Origin of the sequence: Desulfovibrio sp. JC010, assembly GCF_010470675.1 — a bacterium.
In the GTDB taxonomy this organism is placed as follows: domain Bacteria; phylum Desulfobacterota; class Desulfovibrionia; order Desulfovibrionales; family Desulfovibrionaceae; genus Maridesulfovibrio.
Genome location: NZ_VOIQ01000003.1, coordinates 236,549 through 253,664, shown reverse-complemented (window position 1 = coordinate 253,664; position 17,116 = coordinate 236,549). Strand labels below are relative to the sequence as shown.

Here is a 17,116-nt window from a genome sequence, read left to right as displayed (position 1 = left end):
CAGAAGTTACTCGTAAGTGCGCTCATCCACAAGGGGGGCGGCGTCATCTTTGATGGCATTATTGTCTGCAAGGATTTCCATGACCGGACGCAGCTTGATTTTGTCCTGAAAAGCGGGGATGAACGCTTTCTCGTCCAGCTGACCTTCAAGGACCATCTTGAGCGTCAATTTATCCTTGCCGCCCTCGTTGCTGACCACGATCTGGTGTTTGGCAATGGCCGGAAATTCACGGATAACTTCAGCGACCTGTGACGGGTACACAAACTGCCCTTTGACCTTGGCGGTATCATCGGCGCGGCCGAGAATTCCCGCCAGTTTCGGCGCGGTACGCCCGCACCCGCAAGGCTCGTCCACCATGCGCGAAAGGTCTCCGGTGGCAAACCTGACCAGCGGATAGGAAAGGGTATATGGAGTGACAACCACTTCACCTATTTCGCCCATGGGCAAAGGTTCCCCGGTCTTGGGATCGCAGATTTCCACATAGCAGCGGCTGGAAACATGCATGCCGCCCAGCTCAAGGCACTCATAAGCTATGCAGCCCAGATCAGCGGTTCCGTACCCCTGACGGACCTTCATGCCGAAGGCATCTTCCACTTCGCTGCGCAGGGATTCGGGCAGGATTTCCGCTGCCACAAAAGCCACATCCAGATTAAAATCCTTTTTCAGGTCAAGACCATCAGCCTGCGCCTTCTCGGCAATAACTTTCAGATAACTGGTCATGCCCACAAATCCGGTAACGGGCAGGCTGGTCATAAGCTGCATCTGTACCGGGGTATTGCCCGGTCCCGCAGGGACCACAGCGCAGCCTATTTCGCGCAAAGGCTGCTCAAGCATCAAACCCGCCGGAGTCAGATGATAGCTGAAAGTCATCTGTACCAGATCTCCTTCACGGAAACCTGCGGCGTAGAAACCTTCGGTCCAGCCCCAGTAGTCGGCTTCACGACCTTCGGGATCGAAGATGGGACCGGGGGACTGGTAGATCCTGCTCAATTCACCGGGTTTAGCGGTGAGCAGCCAATCCAGTCCCTTTTCCTGCTGCAGGGAAATCAGGTCCTTCTTGCGCAGGACCGGAATTTTACTGAAAGATTCAAGGTCGGTAATATCAGCAGCAGATATTCCGGCTTCTTCCATGCGCGATTTGAATTCCTGTGAAGATTCCGCCGCTTTTTCGATAACGGCTTTAATTTTAGTCAGCTGCCTTTCTGACCGAGCTTCAGGAGTATCCTTTTCGTAGTCGTTAAATAGTCCGTTAGATCTATCCACCATCTCACCTCATAAAAGTAATTAATCAGATTAATCATCGCAAAATGTTTCGAAACAAACGGCGAAGCCCCGATAAAAAGTTTTGGGATTCTTAAACCCTTTTCCCAAAAGGGTTTAAGCCGCCGGAGGCATTCTTATCCCAGCCAGCGTTTGCGGCGGCGGTAGTGTTTTACGTCACGATAACTTCGCTTTTCACCGCCATGGGACAGGCCGAGATAAAATTCCTGTACATCAGGGTTGTGCAGCAACTCTTCGCCCTTGCCGTCCATGACAATGCGGCCGTTCTCCATGATATATCCGTAATCCGCCAGTGAAAGAGCCATGCGGGCATTCTGCTCCACCAGCAGCACGGTCACCCCTTCCTGCTTGTTGATCTTCTTGACGATGTCGAAGATTTCTTCCACCAGCAAAGGGGCTAAACCTAATGAAGGTTCATCGAGCAAAAGCAGCTTCGGATTGGCCATCACCGCACGCCCGATGGCGAGCATCTGCTGCTCTCCGCCGGACATATAGCCCGCCAACTGGGAACGACGCTCTTTAAGCCTTGGAAAATACGTATACACCTTTTCAAGATTCCTTGAGAAATACTTGCTCGGCTGGGTATACGCTCCGCAACGCAGATTCTCTTCCACGTTTAGATCTTCAAAAATACGCCGCCCTTCCATAACCTGAAAGATGCCCTTGCGGACCATCTTTTCCGGGCTCTGGATGTTTACCGGCTTGTCGTCATAAAGAATGGTACCGGAAGTGGCTTTACCGTCCTCGCCCTCCAGCAGACCGGAGATGGCTTTCAGTGTTGTGGATTTCCCGGCTCCGTTTGCGCCCAGCAGGGTGGTGATGGAGCCTTTCTCCACATTAAGGCTCAAACCTTTGAGCACCAGCACCACGTCGTTGTAGACGACTTCGAGGTTTTGAACGTTCAGCAGACTCATAAATAAATCCTTTTAGAGTGAATAGAAGCCTATTTACCCAGCCATTTGTCGTCGCGGGGCAGGGAGACTGTTTCGAGGAATTCGAGTTTACCGTCTTTTACGGTACAGACGTTAACAGCCATGCTCGGGCGGTGGTCATCCGGAAAGTAGCTGATTGCCGGAGCCAGTCCCATGGGATCGTAATCGCGCATGGTTTCCAGTGCTTCCTTGATGGATTTACCGGTAACCTTGCCGTTCGCGGCGGCCTTCTTCATGCCTTCCACCATAACCAGAGTGGACACGAAGCCACGCAGATAATGGGTCATCTGAGGCTGGCCTTTAGTCTGCTCTTCGATGACTTTCATGCCCGAAACGTCCTGTCCGTAAACCGCTGCAGCCTGCATGCCGAAGTTGCCCTCGCAGGCGGGTCCGGCCATCTTGGCAAGATTTTCATCATTACCCCAGATGTTGACCAGGAATTTGCCGCCAAAGCCGAGCTTCTTGGCGTCTTTCATCAGCACTGCGGTGGAAGGAGTGGTTCCGCCGACCCAGACGAAATCGGGATTCTGTTTCTTGAGGGCCAGCAGCTGCGGAGTTGCATCCATGGCTTTCAGGCCGAGAACTTCGTCGCCGGTGATTTCAAAACCCAACTCTTTTGCATATTCCTTCATGGCCTTGAGGGGAACGAGACCGTAGGGCTTGTCCGGGTAGACAAAAGCCAGTTTCGGGGCCCGGGATTCCTTCCAGTTATCTTTGATGTATTTCAATCCGGCACGCCCCTGAGTTGAGTAATCGGGCGCGATGGTAAAGTTGTAAGGAGCTTTTTTCGGGTCCATGAAATGTGCAGAGTAGGAAGCTGAAAAAACAGGAATGCGGTCACGGGAAACAAAACGCACCAGAGCTTCGGTATCCCCTGTCCCCCAACCCTGCAGAGCAACAATACCTTGAGATTTAAAACGCTTATACGCAGAAAGAGCCTGTTGCACATTATAGGCGTAGTCCACCTGAATGAGTTTGATCTCTTCTCCGTTAACACCGCCATTGGCATTGACATATGCAATGCAGTCCGTAACGCCCTGAGCGTAAGGAACACCTACACTTGAAGTAGGTCCGGTAAGGTCGGACAGTACACCGACTTTCAGGGTTGCAAAGGCTGTTGAACCTGTCAGCAGGGTTGCCATGATAACCGTTACGGTCAAAATTCTTTTAATCATTGTTCTCTCTCCTCTAAAAATGACGGATTATTTTAAAGTGCTGCCTGCACGTTTTTGTTTAATAAGCAAAAGGATAAAGCTTCCAGTAAGCCTTGATCAGTTTCCACTTACGCACCAGCCCTTCCGGTTCGAAGATCAGGAAAAGCACGAGAGTCAGTCCGAAGACACCTTCCTTTAGCGGTGCAGCCATGGCACTTGCTTCCGGTGCAACGGTTGCCAGCAAAGAGGTGGCGGTATTAAGAACTTCGGGCAGCAGGGTGATGAATATTGCACCGAAGATGGAACCGAGCACCGAGCCCATGCCGCCGATGATGATCATGGCCAGATAACTGATGGACAGCCCGATGGAGAACTGCTCCGGGGTAATGTACATGGTGTAGTAAGCCCAGAGTCCACCGGCGAGACCGGCCATGAATGAACTGGTGGCAAAAGCCTGCAGCTTATACTGGAAAAGATTCACCCCCACGTTCTCCGCCGACTGGTAGAAATCGCGGATAGCGACAAAAGCGCGGCCCGAACGGGAACGCACAATGTTTGATACGCCGAGCACGCAGACAGTGGTGATAGCGAAAATGAGATAAAACATCTTCTCGTCAGAATCGAACATGAAGCCGAAGATTTCCGGTGAATCAACAGGCATGCCGTTGGCTCCTCCGGTGAAGGATGTCCAATGCAGGAACACGTATTCCAGAATAAGCTGTGCTGCCAGTGTTGAGATGGCAAGATAAATCCCCTTCAGTCGCAGCGAAGGGATACCAAAGATCATCCCGGCAATTGCAGCCATTGCCCCGCCCCCAAGCAGGCAAAGCAGAAAGGGAAGCCCTTTGGAAGCCAGAACCGCGCAACCGTAGGCCCCTACTCCCACAAAGGCTCCATGTCCCAGAGACATCTGCCCGCAGACCCCGGTGAGCAGGTTCAAGGACACTGCGCCGATAACCGCGATCATGATCAGGTTCATTACCGATATGTAGTAGAAATCCAGCACGCAGGGCGCGGCCAGCATGGCCGCCATGAACAGCCCGAGACACGTTTTCTGGAACGTGGACGGGAAAAGCTGGTCTTCACTATTGTAAGTTGTAAAAAACAGTCCGCATTTCTGCATGTTACACTCTCTCGATTTCTTTGGTGCCGAACAGCCCGTAAGGCTTGACCATGAGGATGATGACCAGCACCACAAAGGATGCAACTTCCTTAAATCCGCCGAGATTCAACAGATCGCGGGCAAGTCCTTCGCTGAGATTCTCCAGCACACCGATGATGAGCCCGCCCAGAGCCGCTCCGAGCAGAGAGTCAAGTCCGCCCAGAATAACCGCCGGGAAGACTTTCAAACCGAGATGCCCAAGCTGGGAGTTGATGCCGTTGATGTTGCCGAGAATGATTCCGCCGATGGAGGAAACCACCGCCGCGATACACCACGACAGGGCGAAGATGTTCTTGATGCCGATACCCATGGACTGGGCGGCCTGCTGGTCAAAAGCGGTGGCCCGCATGGCAATGCCCAGCGATGAATACTTGAAGAACAGGGAGAATACCGCGAAGAGCAGCAGGCAGAGCACAGAAGCCGCGATGTAGACCGGGGCAATGGGCAGCCCGAAAACCATAATCGGCTCCTGCGGCAGGATTGGCGGGAAAACCCTGATCTGCGTTCCCCAGAAGACCTGCACCAGCGACTTGAGTATGGACGAAAGACCGATGGTGACCATGACCACCGAAATGATCGGCTCCCCGATGAGCGGCCTGAGCACCATCCGCTCCACCAGTATTCCCAGTACGAGAGAGAAAACCAGTGTGATCAGAAATGAAAGCAGGAAAGGCAGCTGGTACTGCACGGTGAGCGCGAAACAGATGTACGCTCCGGCCATGACCATTTCGCCCTGTGCGAAGTTGACCACCTTGGTGGCCTTGAAAATAATTACAAAACCAAGGGCCACCAGACTGTAGATGGAACCTACCACGAGGCCGTTGATTATGAGTTGGAGATAATATTCCATTAGCGGGCCTCGCTGATTTCGCGGATGGCTATAGGGCCGGACATGGTCCGCTCCGAGCCGTCCTGATATTTGATACGGGCGGTGAGATTAATCTCCTTTGCACCGTTATAAAGGGCATGGATGAGATCGCCGTAACGCTCGCCTATGATTTTGCGGCGGATTTTGCGGGTACGGGTCAGTTCGCCGTCGTCCGCGTCCAGTTCTTTAAAGAGCAATGCAAAACGCTTAACCGAAGTGCCGTCCTGCAAGGATTCATTGATGGATGCAACTTCTTCGCTGATAAGGTCGTAGAGATTGGGATTGGAAGCCAGATCCTGATAGGTGGTGTAGGTCAGCTGCTGCTGTTCGGCCCAACGCCCGGCAATATCACTGTCGAGACAGATGATGGCGGTGATGTAGTCGCGGTCCTGCCCGATGACCACCGCCTCCTGCACGTAGGTGGAGAACTTGATCTTGTTCTCAATGAACTGCGGGGAGAAACGGATGCCGCTATTGAGGGTCATGACATCGGAAAGGCGGTCGATAATAACCAGCTGCCCGTTGTCCTTGAAATATCCGGCATCACCGGATTTGAGCCAGCCGTCTTCAATGGTTTCGGCAGTGGCTTCCTCATTTTTAAGGTAGCCCTTAAAGACAGCAGGACTCTTGGTCAGCACCTCGCCTTCTTCGGAAATTTTAATCTCAGTTTCCGGGATGGGCTCACCCACAGTATCAAAACTGACAGAGCCGTCCTTGTGGATACAGGAAATTCCCGCCACTTCGGTCTGCCCGTAAATCTGCTTCAGGTTGATGCCCAGCGCATGAAAAAAAGTGAAAGTATCCGGCCCCAGCGGCGCGCCCCCGGTGGACCCGCTGCGAATGCGGGAAAATCCGAGACGGTCCCTGAGAGCCCGGAAAAGGCAGACCTCGGCCAGCCAATAACCGAACTTATCCAAGGCAGAGGGAGTCTGCCCGTGCAAGACCTTGTCGGCATAATTGATGCCCATGGGCAGAAATTTATTAAACAGCCAGCGTTTGAGCGGCGTGGTCTCCATAATACGGACACGGACTTTGGCAGCCATATTTTCCCACACACGCGGCGGCGAGAAAATGAGATGAGGCCCGATCTCACGGATATTTTCCTGCACAGTGTCCGGCTCTTCAGGAAAGTTTACGCAAAATCCGAAAAGCAAAGCTGAAGCCACAGCCATCATCTGCTCCCCCATCCAGGCCAGCGGGAGGAAGGATACGAATTCATCGGACTCCTTCTTGGGATCAGAGTCACCGAGATTCCAAGCCATGGACAGGAGATTCTCATGGGTCAGCATAGCCAGCTTGGGACGCCCGGTAGAACCGGAGGTAGTGGCGATAATCGCTACATCTTCGGGAACAACTTCAGCAGTCCATGTTTCGAATTGATCAGCCTTAGCCTTGCCGAGCGACCTGATGTCATCAAAGGACATAAGTCCTTGCTCATCATAATCCACCAGCCCTTTGGGGTCATGATAAATTATGTATTTGAGGTCCGGGAGCTGGTCACGGATGGACAGGATCTTGTCCACCTGCTCCTGATCCTCAGCAACCACGAGCCGTGCCTCGGAAAGGGTAAAAATGTAACCGATCTCATCCGCCGGGGAGTCCTGATAAAGTCCCACGGAATAACCGCCGATGCCCTGAATCGCCAGTTGCGCCCAAAGCCACTCAGGGCGGTTGTCGCCGATAATGACAATGGCATCGCCCTTCCCAAAACCCAATGACTTGAGCCCTGCGGCGAATTCCGATGTAATTTCAAGATATTGCTTATAAGTAAATGACTGCCAGATACCGAGATATTTCTCACGCATGGCAGTGCGGGAAGCGCGGTCGCGGCCATTTTTGATCAGCAGTGCCGGAAGTGTTGTTTTATATGGACGGCTCATTTTACCTTCCTTGATAAAGCCCGCCCTCGTCTCCGAGGTAGGCACTGATAACTTTCTTGTTCTGCTGCACTTCAGCGGGAGTTCCACAAGCGAGGATGCGGCCGAAATCGAGCACCACCACATGATCGGAAATATCCATAACCACCCCCATATCGTGCTCCACCAGAAAGACTGAAATGCCCCACTCCTCGTTGATATCGAGGATGTAGCGGGCCATATCTTCGGTTTCTTCTAGGTTCATGCCCGCCATGGGTTCGTCGAGAAGGAGCAATTCAGGTTCCGCAGCCAGCGCGCGGCCCAGTTCCACCTTCTTCTGGACCCCGTAGGGCAGATGTCCGGCAGTCTGGTGGCGGTAAGGGGAAAGTCCGAGAAAATCGATGATCTCCTCCACCCTCTGCCTGTGTGCGGACTCTTCCCGGCGGGCTTTGCCGAAGTAAAGAAGTGAGGACAAAATTCCATAGTTAATACGCGAATGACGCCCCACCATCAGGTTATCCAGTACGGAAAGCCCCCGAAACAGGGCGATGTTCTGAAAAGTACGGGCCATGCCGAAATGGGTACGCTTGTTGGCTGGCGTACCAAGCATCTCATCCCCTTTAAGGGTGATGGAACCGGTGTCGGGAAAGTAACGCCCGGAAATACAATTGAGCATGCTGGTCTTGCCTGCACCGTTGGGGCCGATGAGTGAAGTGATGCTGCCTTTGCGCACGCCGCAATTTACCCTTGAAAGAGCGGCAACGCCTTTGAATGTCAAAGTGACATCCTTAACCTCAAGCAGCGGCTCACCCATGGGGACCGGGTCACAATCCGGTTTGAAAAAAGGACTACTGCCATTCATCCCTGAAATCCTCCGGACCAACTACATCGTATCCGTTCTTCTGCAGGGCAGCGGCAACGGAAGAGGGATTATCGGCATTTACCCGAATAACGACCATTCTGCGGTCATCATGATTGAAGGTACCTGTAGAGATAATGGAATAGCCAAGGTCGTCGATGAGGCTGGAAACATGCTTGAGCACGCCGGGACGGTCCTCTACTTCAAAAACTATGCGGGACCCCCCTTCTGCAAAACCCATTTCCTCGGCCAGCACGTCGAGAATAACATTGCGGTTGATGTAGCCCAGAAGATTGCTTTCAGCGTCCACCACTGCGAGACCCGCCAGATTCTTGCGGCGCATGATCACCGCTGCTTCCTCGATTTCAGTTTCGGGGCTGACAGTAGTGATGTCTGTGCGCATGATCTTTTTCAAGGTCAACTTGGAGAGCAGATAATTAATTTCGTGCTTATCCAGTCCGGTCATAGAGGAAGGCATTGCAGCACTTATATCTTCCTTGCGCACATAACCGACCAGTCTGCCGCCCTCCACGATGAGCAGCATCCACAGCATATTGTCATCCATAAGGATGGAAGCATCTTCAGCCAGCGTATCCGGTGATTGCGGCATGAAGTCTTTCAGCATTTTGAGCCCGACGTACATTATATGTAAACCTCCTGAAGCGAATAAGTTCAGTCCCTTACTGAAAGGAACGTGCCAAAGCATGACTGAAGATTCGACCAGGAAGCCTACAATAATATTGTCAATTTATTTAAACCACTTAGGACTATTAGCTTTACTAAAAACACGCCAAAGGAATACTGACGGCAGGAATCTGCTCAGGCTTGAACGGAGACTATTCTGCAACTTTTGTTGACAGATTTTTTAAAGACAGGTGGGGGAGCTACTTTTGTTGCGCAAAGAAGCCTTTTGCAACTTTTGTTGCAGAAGCAACTTTAGTTGCAGCATATTTAAATGTAGTCCTGAGCGGATTGTACGCACGAGTCAGCTCACTTCTCTGCTAAACAAATGAAGCCCCGCAATGCACCAACACATTGTGAGGCTGTACTTTCATATTTTTTACCAGCCTTTTTTGATAAATCTGGGCCGCCCCTCCAATAAAAAATTCATTATGGAGCATTTTAAATTCTTCAAAGAGCAGAAATTAACAACACTCCTGCCTAAAAGGGTGGATGCCGTCAGCTTCTTATCTGAATGCATTACTCCCGACATTATGATTAAAGGCTGCGATTGGTATCTTTATTTTTGAATTGATAAAGAATTTCACACTCAAAATCATTTAACCCGAAATATGAGTTTTCCATGCTTAAATCAATAACGCTTGGGGCACTTCTGACGATCGCGATGACCGCCAATGTGTGCGGAGCAGCATCACAGCCCACCTATGAAAAAGCAGTAAAGGCACTGAAAACAGAAGCCGCTGCATCTGAAAAATATCAAAAATGGGACGACATCAAGAGAGAGCTTGCCGCTGAAATCACCAACATGAAGATGCTTGATGACTGGATGAGTTTTCAGAACAAAAAGTATCAACGCTATATAAAAAGGCAGCAGAAAACCATTGCGGAATTAAAACGCCGCAAAGCTGAAGCACAAAAAATACGCATGGAACTTGAACCTTTTCTGGAAACAATTGTCGATAAGCTGGAAGAACAGGTCAATGCCGACCTTCCTTTTCTGAATAAGGAAAGGACGCAGCGCATCGCTTTTCTGCGGGACTCCCTTGACGACTACCATCTGGAACTCAGCGAAAAACTGCGCCGGATTTTCGAAGCCCTGCAGGTTGAGACAGAATACGGACGCAATGTGGAAACCGCTTCAGAGCAGATCGAATTGAGCGGGATTCCGACCACGGTCTCTGTTTTCCGGCTTGGCAGGACGGCACTCTATTACCAGACCGAAGACGGCAAATCCTCCGGCTACTGGGACCGCCACGGCAAAACATGGGTGCCTGTAAATACCGAATTTTCCAGAGATATCCAGAAAGCAAAAGACATGGCCTCGCGCAAGCGGGCAGTGGAACTGATCTCCCTGCCCATCACGCAACCGGCCGACAAAATATGACAGGGAAAATCCAATGAAAAAATATATCCTTGCACTGCTTGCCATCCTGATTCTGGTCACTTCGGCTCAGGCGGCAAACACAAATACAAAACCCCGGATTGATACTGATAATCTGCAGGCAGCGAAACAGGAAGCCAGACAGACAGAACTGATCATCACCGAACAAAAAATAGCAATCACACAGGAAGCTGCCGCACTGAAAAAATCCATTGCCGGAAAAAAGGAAACACTCGGAACCCTGAAAACACAATACGAAGCCCTGCTGGCAGAAGAAAAGAAGCTTAAGGAAGAGCTGGCTGAACAGGCTCACGAACTGAAAACCATTGACGGCGCAATCCGTACCTCTGCCAAACAGGCCAGGGATTATTTCAACGAAAGCCTGACCACGCCGGATCATCCCGAACGTTTGCCTGTGCTTGAGGCAATCCTTAAGCCCAACAGATTTCCGGGAATGGAGAGCATAAAACAGCTCTTGAATCTTTATCTCCATGAAATGCACACAGGCGGGGAGATCCTCCACAAAACAACTGAATTCACCGCAAAAGACGGACAGAGCAGGAACGGCGAAACCATCCGTATCGGCACATTTACCACTGTGTTCAGGACCCCTGACGGAGAACTCGGTTTTCTGCGGCCTGATTTAGGCGGTGCCGGACTTACCGCTGTTGCCGGGGAACCGGGCTGGATGCTCTCCCGGACCATCAATGATTTCTTTGACGGCAAAAGCAACCTGTTCCCCGTGGACATCTCCAACGGAGCCGCCCTGCAACGGATCGCCCAGACCCAGAAGAGTTTCACGGAATGGCTGTCCGCCGGAGGCATACTTGTCTGGCCGATCCTCCTTGTGGGATTGATTGCCGCGCTGATCATTATCGAACGATTCATCTCCCTGAGCCGAATCAGGGCCAATTCCGGCAAGAACATGGGCCGGATAATTGAAATGGTTTCCAGTGGAAAATGCTCGGAATGCCGGGAATTCTGCCTGCAGAAATCCAGCTTTCCCACCTGCCGGGTTATTAGCCACACCCTGAAATATGCCGGCACAAGTAAGGAAATCCTCGAAAACGCATTTCAGGAGGGACTGCTTAAAGAACTCCCTCTTCTTGAAAGATTCCTGCCGACCCTAAATGTTCTGGCTGCAGTGGCCCCGCTTCTGGGGTTGCTGGGAACGGTCACAGGCATGATCAATACCTTTCAGATCATCACCATATACGGAACCGGTGATCCGCGCATGATGTCCGGCGGCATCTCCGAAGCATTGGTCACAACCCAGCTGGGTCTGGCCGTTGCTGTACCGATTATGCTCCTGCACCACATCCTCGATCGCAGGGTAGATAAAATTGTGGGCGACATGGAAGAGAAAGGTGCCACAATCGCTGTGGCCCTGATGAAGAAAAATCCCGCGACAGGAAAGGGTACGGTGTACGGAGATGCTGCATAATCTTCTGGAAAAATGGTTCTTCCACATTCAAAACGGCGGGGAAATCATCGTTCCGATTTTTCTGCTCTCTATCATCATGTGGACATTGATCTTCATTAAAACCCGCTATTTCCTGTTGGTCAAAAAGAGTGAGCACACAGCGGGACACACCGGATGGCAACGGGAAATCCATAGCCAATACCAATTCCGGCACAGCAGCAATGCAGAATTGAACAGGAAAACTCTGGATTCAATTCAGTCCGTCCAGCAGGCCAAAGCCATGCGTCACATCCGCACCATCATGGTTCTTGCGGCCCTTGCTCCGCTGCTGGGGCTGCTCGGCACAGTGACAGGCATGATCTCAACATTTGACGTCATCGCCATATCCGGCACCGGTAATGCCAGAGCTCTTGCTTCGGGTATCTCCGAAGCCCTGATCACCACCCAGAGCGGGCTGATCGCAGCTGTGCCCGGAATGCTTTTCGGGGCGATTCTCTACAGCAGGGCCGACAAACTCAGTAAACGGATTGAACTTTTCTGCATCGGCCTGCAACACGGAACAACTTCAGAGGAATAGCCGGATGAAAAATATACGCCAAAGAAGAAAATTACGCAGCGGTACATCTGAAATAAATATGACCCCGCTGATTGATATGGTCTTTATTCTTTTGATTTTTTTCATTGTAACCACCAGCTTTGTACGCGAAGCCGGAGTGGAAGTGGAACGCCCTTCCGCCCAGTCCGCCGAGACCAGGGCGAAAGCGAGCGTGATCCTCGGACTTACCGCTCAGGGGCGGGTATTTGTCGAAGGCCGCTCACTGGATATCCGCTCTGTGCGGGCCTACATGGAAAGATTTCTAGCCGAAACCCCCGAAGGTTCCGCCGTTGTTGTTGCGGATAAATCCAGCCACACCGGCACATTGGTTCAGGTGCTGGATCAATGCCGCCTGGCCGGGGTGAAAGCTGTCAGCGTTGCAGCAAGGAAACCGCAATGAGCCCCCGTGCTGCCGGTGAATATTCTCTTTGCCTGCTTCTCGCTCTATGCATGGCTGGAGGAGTAAGTCTGGGCATGGTCTGTCTGACTGAGATTGAGGAACCCAAAACATCTCCGCTCATTGAGGGAGCCATCCGGCTGGCTGCCCCGGAACCGGATCAGATCGTCGAAGAAAAAAAGGAGAGGCTGCAGGATGAACCGGAACCGCCCAAGGATCTGGATTTAAAATTTACCGCAAACCCAACATCCAAACAGCAGGCCCCGGTCATGCAGATGAGGATTCCCGCCTTTGCTGCGGACATCCATCCGTCCCTCAGCGACGGCATCAACATCCCTACAGCCTCTCTGGGAAGCATGGGCTTTAATATCAATGAGGTCGACGATGTTCCGCAGGTGCTGCGCAGTGTCCCCCCGGAATATCCATACGCTGCAAAACGTTCAAGAACCGAAGGAAACGTTGTGATCAGGCTGTTGGTCAAAAAGGACGGCAAACCAGACAATCTTTCCATCCATTCTTCCTCTCCGGTGGGGATATTCGATTCTGCCGCCTTGAGTGCAGCCGTAAGATGGCGTTTCAAGCCCGGACGCTATGCCGGAAATGATGTGGACACATGGGTTTTGATTCCATTTAACTTTGAGATGACACAATGATGCACTCAGTTCGTAACATTTCTCTGGCGGGATTTCTCTGCGCCTGCCTGATTCTGCTTTGCACACCCCTTGCCGGGGCGAAGAACTTTCCGCCGCAGGCCAGACACGCCATGATCAAGGCCCAGTCAGATTTAAAAGAAGGAAATATGCAGGGGGCTGAGAGAACCCTCAGTGAATATATCCGGACCACAAAAGAAAAAGTCCCGGCTGAAGTGTTCATTATGCTGGGCGGATCCAGACACGATTCAGGCAACAAAAAAGGAGCCTTAGCCGCTTTTCTTGAGGGATATACACTCTGTCCCGGCAACCAGTCGCTCTGCCGCAACAGCGCGGTGCTTCTTTATGAACAAAAGAAATATGAGCAGGCGGCCCGGATGTTTGAAAATACATACGAACTTGCAAAGCCCAAAGATCCGCAAATGCTTTATCATGCCGGAGCCGCATACTATGAAGGGGAAAAGTACAGGCAATCCGCCCGGATTCTAGCCCGCCTTTTGGCTGAAACCCAAAATCCCCAAAAGGATTGGATCAAACTGGCTGTCCATTCTTATTTGCTGTCCGGACAGCAAAAAAAGGCCCTCAGATGCCTGAAAAAACTACTGAAAAAACACCCTGAAACACCTGAATACTGGAAAATGCTGGCCAAGGTGGAAATGGACCGCAAAAAATATGTCGACGCTGCCGCCGCTCTGGAAATGGGCTACAGCTTCAGCTCTCCCACAAAGCAGGAAAACAGGCAACTTGCTCAATTATACAGGTACATTAACGCTCCGCTCAAGGCCGCTGATATCCTGAACGGATTGTACGGAAAAAACCCCACAAATAAACAGATTCAGGAGCTGGTTTCGCTATACAGCTGCGCCGGAAAACCGCAGCAGGCTTTAAAGCTTGTGGATCAGGCACTGAAAAACAATCCGCAGCAGAAGTCTTCCCTGCAACTGCTGATGACCAAAGGCAAACTGCTGTATCAGCAGCGCAAATTCAACGCCGCCAGAAGAGCCTTTTCACTCTACCTGAAACAAAACCCGAAGGATTCTGAAGCACGCTTATACAGAGGGTTTTGCTTTTGGGAACTTAAACAATGGCAGCTTTCCAGAAATGATTTCCAGAAACTGACCCACATAAAAAAATACAAAGCCAGAGCCAAAAGGGCACTGACTGCACTGGACGACCTCCAAGAGGCCAGAACTGAAGCAACAGAAGGGTAAGTTTATGAAAAAACATGTCTGATTCTGGCAATACTCATTCTGCTGAGTGCGGACAGGGAAGCTACTCCTCACAAATTAAAACAGAACTCCCCTGCGCGCACTCAAGCTTATCAGCCACAACCCTGCATTTGGCTTTAAAAGCAAAAAATACCGGACGGTTTGAACGCTCGTAAAGGGCCTCAAAATTGCCCTGCCCCTTACAGAGTACGATATCGGCGGAGTTGTAAATCTTGAGAAGTTCCGGGGAGGCCTGCTCCAGTACGGTTCCAAAAGTGGTACAGCCGGAAGGAATGGTCCGGCATATTTTATCCATGCCCACAAATTCAGCGTCTTCCATAAGCGCATCATTGAGGATCGGCGCGCTGCGCACGGCGTAGGTCAGGTCAATTCCACGCTCAACCAACTGTCTGGCAAGGATGGTATCCAGCGCGATTTCCCCGGCGTTGTCACCGAGGATGAGCATACGCGCTCCGGGCTTGAGCAGCTTCTCCAGTTCCTGCACGGCTCCGTCCATGAACGAAGTATCGTTCTCACTGCCCAGGGCGGCTTGCCAGTCGAACATTTCCGGCGGACCGTGATCGATATAGTTGCCGATGATGGACACATTCAAGGCTGTGCGTAAAGAATCGTCAGACGCTTTAACAATTTCTGAAACTGCCGGGACGGCTTGCATAACCTGACGGTTGGCTTCGCGCTTTATTTCAGCATAAGGATCGCTGTTGCCAAGGATTTCATAACCAAGGGGATAAAGTTTCTGCGCCCAGTGCGGAACGGTCTGTTCCATGGACAGCGTGTGCAGCCGGGAAGCCCACTCGTGCAGCAGCCGTTCGTGTTTTTGCGGCTCATCAGGGGCGGCAATGCGGGCCATTTTAAGCCCTTGCGACAATAAACAGACCTGACAATCAAGATGGGGAATCATGGTTAACTCACTTTTTTAGACCGGAACAGGACATCCATTAAATCTTTTCCAGTAAAAGCGGGAGAAATTCATTTGCATCGGCCACCACCAGCACATCGGCCAGATCACGGATGGGCGCGTCCAGATCTGTATTCACTGCGATTACATACTTTGAAGAACGTGCTCCGGCAGAGTGCTCCACTGCCCCGGAAATACCGCAGGCAATATAAACCGCGGGCTGAATAGACTGCCCGGTTATGCCGATCTGGCGGCTGTTCTCCACCTCCTGCGCATCTACCAGCGGACGGGTTGCCGCATGTTCGCCTCCAAGCTTTGCGGCCAACTCTTTTACACGGGCGAGCGAATCATCATTCAGCACCCCCCTTCCGGCAGCTACAACAACCTCAGCCTTGCCGAGATCTACAGAGCTTTCATCTCCGTCTTCGTAACCGAGAAATTCAAAACGGCTATGCGCTTCAACATGCACTGTAATGATTTCGGAAGGCTCGCACTGCTGCTTCCCGGCGGGAAAGGCTCCGGGTTGAAGGGTCACGACAGTGCAGCCTTGACCTAATTCGACTTCCCGCTGCAACTTACCGTTGTAAACCGGAACGACCAGCTTCCCGTTCCGCAATCCGGCCACCCCGGAAACGCAATCCGCTTCCATGGCGCATGCCACACGCGGAGCAAGATCCCAGCCGTAGCTGGAATGCAGAAAAACGACCATATCCGGCTGTTCTTCGGCCACAACCTTGAGGATGGCCTCTTTGTGTACATCCGGTGCGTAGCTGTTTGATTCAAAAAAATATAACCGCCCTTCAGCCGAGGGCAATTGCTCCCTGTCCCCGGACGCAAACATGGTCTGCTCCGCTCCCAACTGCTCGGCAAAAACGCAGAGTTCGTTCACCCGTCCGGAAACAACACCGTCCAGCTGTTCAGCAATGAGTAGAACTTTCATTATTTCCCCCGCCCTACAGCCAGCCGTAATTTTAAAATATCGGCCACGTCTTCAGCCAGTTTTTCCACGACACCGCCCATAATCAGACAGCCGGACTTTTCAGGAACAACAAACCGTTGGTCCTTCTTTGCCGAAAGATTGCGCAGCTCATCAGCTGCGATAGTTGTGAGAGGCTTCTTTTTGGCCTTCATAATATTGAGAAATGTGGGATAGCGCGGCAGATTCAAGCCGGACTGGCAGCTGATCACAGCGGGAGACTTAACGGCAACTTTACAACGGTTGCCCTTCTCCAGCTCCCGCTTGAGCATAAAACGGTCCTGCTCACATGAAAATCCAATCACCCCGGTAACAGTAGCAAACGAAAGCATTTCGCCCAGCATAGGGCCGACCTGCGCATTGCCGAAATCTTCCGATTGCTGGCCGCAAAGGATCAAATCGTAATTCTTATCTTCAGCATAGGCGGCGATGGTTTTGGCCGCTTCAAAAGGAGTGGCAACATCTTCCGCTTCATCCAGAATATGCACGCCGCTGTCCGCGCCCATTTCAAGAGCTTTGCGCAGAGCAGCCTGCGCCCTTTGCCGTCCTACGGTGAGCACATCAACGGATGAAGCATGGCCCTGATCTTTGAGCAGTAGCCCCTGTTCCACAGCGTAGGTGTCGTATTTGTTCATGCGCCAGACAAGGTTGCTCTCGTCAAGAGTGCCGTCTTCTTTAAGTGTGAAGCGGGCCTCCAAATCAGGAACCTGTTTGATGCATATTAATATTTTCATGAAGATGCCTTCGGCGACCCTGCCGGGGGCCTTAAACCCT

The 17,116-nt window shown here is 51.7% G+C and carries 17 protein-coding genes; 6 read left to right on the top strand and 11 right to left on the bottom strand.

What is annotated here, in order from left to right:
* Positions 1–6 precede the first annotated feature (6 nt).
* The 8 genes from FMR86_RS05150 to FMR86_RS05115 form a co-directional block, all read right to left on the bottom strand.
* Positions 7–1,266, bottom strand: a complete 1,260-nt coding sequence (locus FMR86_RS05150) for a phenylacetate--CoA ligase family protein (protein ID WP_203544781.1) — start codon at positions 1,264–1,266, stop codon at positions 7–9.
* 131 nt (positions 1,267–1,397) lie between these two features.
* Entirely contained in the window at positions 1,398–2,195 is a 798-nt protein-coding gene (locus FMR86_RS05145) for an ABC transporter ATP-binding protein (RefSeq protein ID WP_203544780.1), read from the bottom strand.
* 29 nt (positions 2,196–2,224) lie between these two features.
* A complete protein-coding gene (locus tag FMR86_RS05140; RefSeq protein WP_163350013.1) occupies positions 2,225–3,388 on the bottom strand; it encodes an ABC transporter substrate-binding protein in 1,164 nt (387 codons plus the stop codon).
* 58 nt (positions 3,389–3,446) lie between these two features.
* Positions 3,447–4,490, bottom strand: a complete 1,044-nt coding sequence (locus FMR86_RS05135) for a branched-chain amino acid ABC transporter permease (protein WP_163350012.1) — start codon at positions 4,488–4,490, stop codon at positions 3,447–3,449.
* A 1-nt stretch (position 4,491) separates the two neighbouring features.
* A complete protein-coding gene (locus FMR86_RS05130) occupies positions 4,492–5,379 on the bottom strand; it encodes a branched-chain amino acid ABC transporter permease (protein WP_163350011.1) in 888 nt (295 codons plus the stop codon).
* Complete coding sequence (locus FMR86_RS05125; protein ID WP_163350010.1) at positions 5,379–7,277, bottom strand: AMP-binding protein; 1,899 nt, start codon at positions 7,275–7,277, stop codon at positions 5,379–5,381. Before FMR86_RS05125 ends, FMR86_RS05130 begins: the two co-directional genes overlap by 1 nt.
* A gap of 1 nt (position 7,278) precedes the next feature.
* Positions 7,279–8,115, bottom strand: coding sequence for an ABC transporter ATP-binding protein (locus tag FMR86_RS05120; RefSeq protein ID WP_203544779.1), 837 nt, complete (start codon positions 8,113–8,115; stop codon positions 7,279–7,281).
* Entirely contained in the window at positions 8,102–8,755 is a 654-nt protein-coding gene (locus FMR86_RS05115) for a CBS domain-containing protein (protein WP_163350009.1), read from the bottom strand. Before FMR86_RS05115 ends, FMR86_RS05120 begins: the two co-directional genes overlap by 14 nt.
* A 660-nt stretch (positions 8,756–9,415) precedes the next feature.
* On the opposite strand from FMR86_RS05115, the gene FMR86_RS05110 reads away from it, so the two are divergent.
* The 6 genes from FMR86_RS05110 to FMR86_RS05085 are packed head-to-tail and all read left to right on the top strand — an operon-like array spanning position 9,416 to position 14,450.
* Positions 9,416–10,177, top strand: coding sequence for a DUF3450 domain-containing protein (locus FMR86_RS05110; RefSeq protein ID WP_163350008.1), 762 nt, complete (start codon positions 9,416–9,418; stop codon positions 10,175–10,177).
* A gap of 13 nt (positions 10,178–10,190) precedes the next feature.
* Positions 10,191–11,618, top strand: coding sequence for a MotA/TolQ/ExbB proton channel family protein (locus FMR86_RS05105; RefSeq protein ID WP_163350007.1), 1,428 nt, complete (start codon positions 10,191–10,193; stop codon positions 11,616–11,618).
* A complete protein-coding gene (locus tag FMR86_RS05100) occupies positions 11,608–12,174 on the top strand; it encodes a MotA/TolQ/ExbB proton channel family protein (protein WP_163350006.1) in 567 nt (188 codons plus the stop codon). Before FMR86_RS05105 ends, FMR86_RS05100 begins: the two co-directional genes overlap by 11 nt.
* A gap of 4 nt (positions 12,175–12,178) precedes the next feature.
* On the top strand, positions 12,179–12,592 hold the full coding sequence (locus FMR86_RS05095) for a biopolymer transporter ExbD (protein WP_163350005.1): 414 nt from the start codon (positions 12,179–12,181) through the stop codon (positions 12,590–12,592).
* Positions 12,589–13,242: an energy transducer TonB gene (locus FMR86_RS05090; protein ID WP_239057141.1), complete on the top strand. Its 654-nt coding sequence runs from the start codon at positions 12,589–12,591 to the stop codon at positions 13,240–13,242. The genes FMR86_RS05095 and FMR86_RS05090 overlap by 4 nt, the downstream gene beginning before the upstream one ends.
* Positions 13,239–14,450 carry a tetratricopeptide repeat protein gene (locus FMR86_RS05085; protein WP_163350003.1) on the top strand — a complete coding sequence of 404 codons (1,212 nt, stop codon included), beginning with the start codon at positions 13,239–13,241 and terminating at the stop codon, positions 14,448–14,450. Before FMR86_RS05090 ends, FMR86_RS05085 begins: the two co-directional genes overlap by 4 nt.
* 61 nt (positions 14,451–14,511) lie before the next feature.
* Here FMR86_RS05085 and FMR86_RS05080 read toward each other — a convergent pair whose 3' ends face one another.
* From FMR86_RS05080 to FMR86_RS05070, 3 genes are read right to left on the bottom strand one after another with little or no spacing between them, the layout of a single operon-like run.
* A complete protein-coding gene (locus FMR86_RS05080) occupies positions 14,512–15,369 on the bottom strand; it encodes a DUF89 domain-containing protein (RefSeq protein ID WP_163350002.1) in 858 nt (285 codons plus the stop codon).
* A gap of 37 nt (positions 15,370–15,406) precedes the next feature.
* On the bottom strand, positions 15,407–16,306 hold the full coding sequence (locus FMR86_RS05075) for an electron transfer flavoprotein subunit alpha/FixB family protein (protein ID WP_163350001.1): 900 nt from the start codon (positions 16,304–16,306) through the stop codon (positions 15,407–15,409).
* A complete protein-coding gene (locus FMR86_RS05070; RefSeq protein ID WP_163350000.1) occupies positions 16,306–17,076 on the bottom strand; it encodes an electron transfer flavoprotein subunit beta/FixA family protein in 771 nt (256 codons plus the stop codon). Before FMR86_RS05070 ends, FMR86_RS05075 begins: the two co-directional genes overlap by 1 nt.
* Positions 17,077–17,116 lie beyond the last annotated feature (40 nt).

Coding starts and splice junctions, on each gene's coding strand:
- FMR86_RS05150 (WP_203544781.1), bottom strand. CDS start 1,266: ATGGTGGATAGATCTAACGGACTATTTAACGACTACGAAAAGGATACT.
- FMR86_RS05145 (WP_203544780.1), bottom strand. CDS start 2,195: ATGAGTCTGCTGAACGTTCAAAACCTCGAAGTCGTCTACAACGACGTG.
- FMR86_RS05140 (WP_163350013.1), bottom strand. CDS start 3,388: ATGATTAAAAGAATTTTGACCGTAACGGTTATCATGGCAACCCTGCTG.
- FMR86_RS05135 (WP_163350012.1), bottom strand. CDS start 4,490: ATGCAGAAATGCGGACTGTTTTTTACAACTTACAATAGTGAAGACCAG.
- FMR86_RS05130 (WP_163350011.1), bottom strand. CDS start 5,379: ATGGAATATTATCTCCAACTCATAATCAACGGCCTCGTGGTAGGTTCC.
- FMR86_RS05125 (WP_163350010.1), bottom strand. CDS start 7,277: ATGAGCCGTCCATATAAAACAACACTTCCGGCACTGCTGATCAAAAAT.
- FMR86_RS05120 (WP_203544779.1), bottom strand. CDS start 8,115: ATGAATGGCAGTAGTCCTTTTTTCAAACCGGATTGTGACCCGGTCCCC.
- FMR86_RS05115 (WP_163350009.1), bottom strand. CDS start 8,755: ATGTACGTCGGGCTCAAAATGCTGAAAGACTTCATGCCGCAATCACCG.
- FMR86_RS05110 (WP_163350008.1), top strand. CDS start 9,416: ATGCTTAAATCAATAACGCTTGGGGCACTTCTGACGATCGCGATGACC.
- FMR86_RS05105 (WP_163350007.1), top strand. CDS start 10,191: ATGAAAAAATATATCCTTGCACTGCTTGCCATCCTGATTCTGGTCACT.
- FMR86_RS05100 (WP_163350006.1), top strand. CDS start 11,608: ATGCTGCATAATCTTCTGGAAAAATGGTTCTTCCACATTCAAAACGGC.
- FMR86_RS05095 (WP_163350005.1), top strand. CDS start 12,179: ATGAAAAATATACGCCAAAGAAGAAAATTACGCAGCGGTACATCTGAA.
- FMR86_RS05090 (WP_239057141.1), top strand. CDS start 12,589: ATGAGCCCCCGTGCTGCCGGTGAATATTCTCTTTGCCTGCTTCTCGCT.
- FMR86_RS05085 (WP_163350003.1), top strand. CDS start 13,239: ATGATGCACTCAGTTCGTAACATTTCTCTGGCGGGATTTCTCTGCGCC.
- FMR86_RS05080 (WP_163350002.1), bottom strand. CDS start 15,369: ATGATTCCCCATCTTGATTGTCAGGTCTGTTTATTGTCGCAAGGGCTT.
- FMR86_RS05075 (WP_163350001.1), bottom strand. CDS start 16,306: ATGAAAGTTCTACTCATTGCTGAACAGCTGGACGGTGTTGTTTCCGGA.
- FMR86_RS05070 (WP_163350000.1), bottom strand. CDS start 17,076: ATGAAAATATTAATATGCATCAAACAGGTTCCTGATTTGGAGGCCCGC.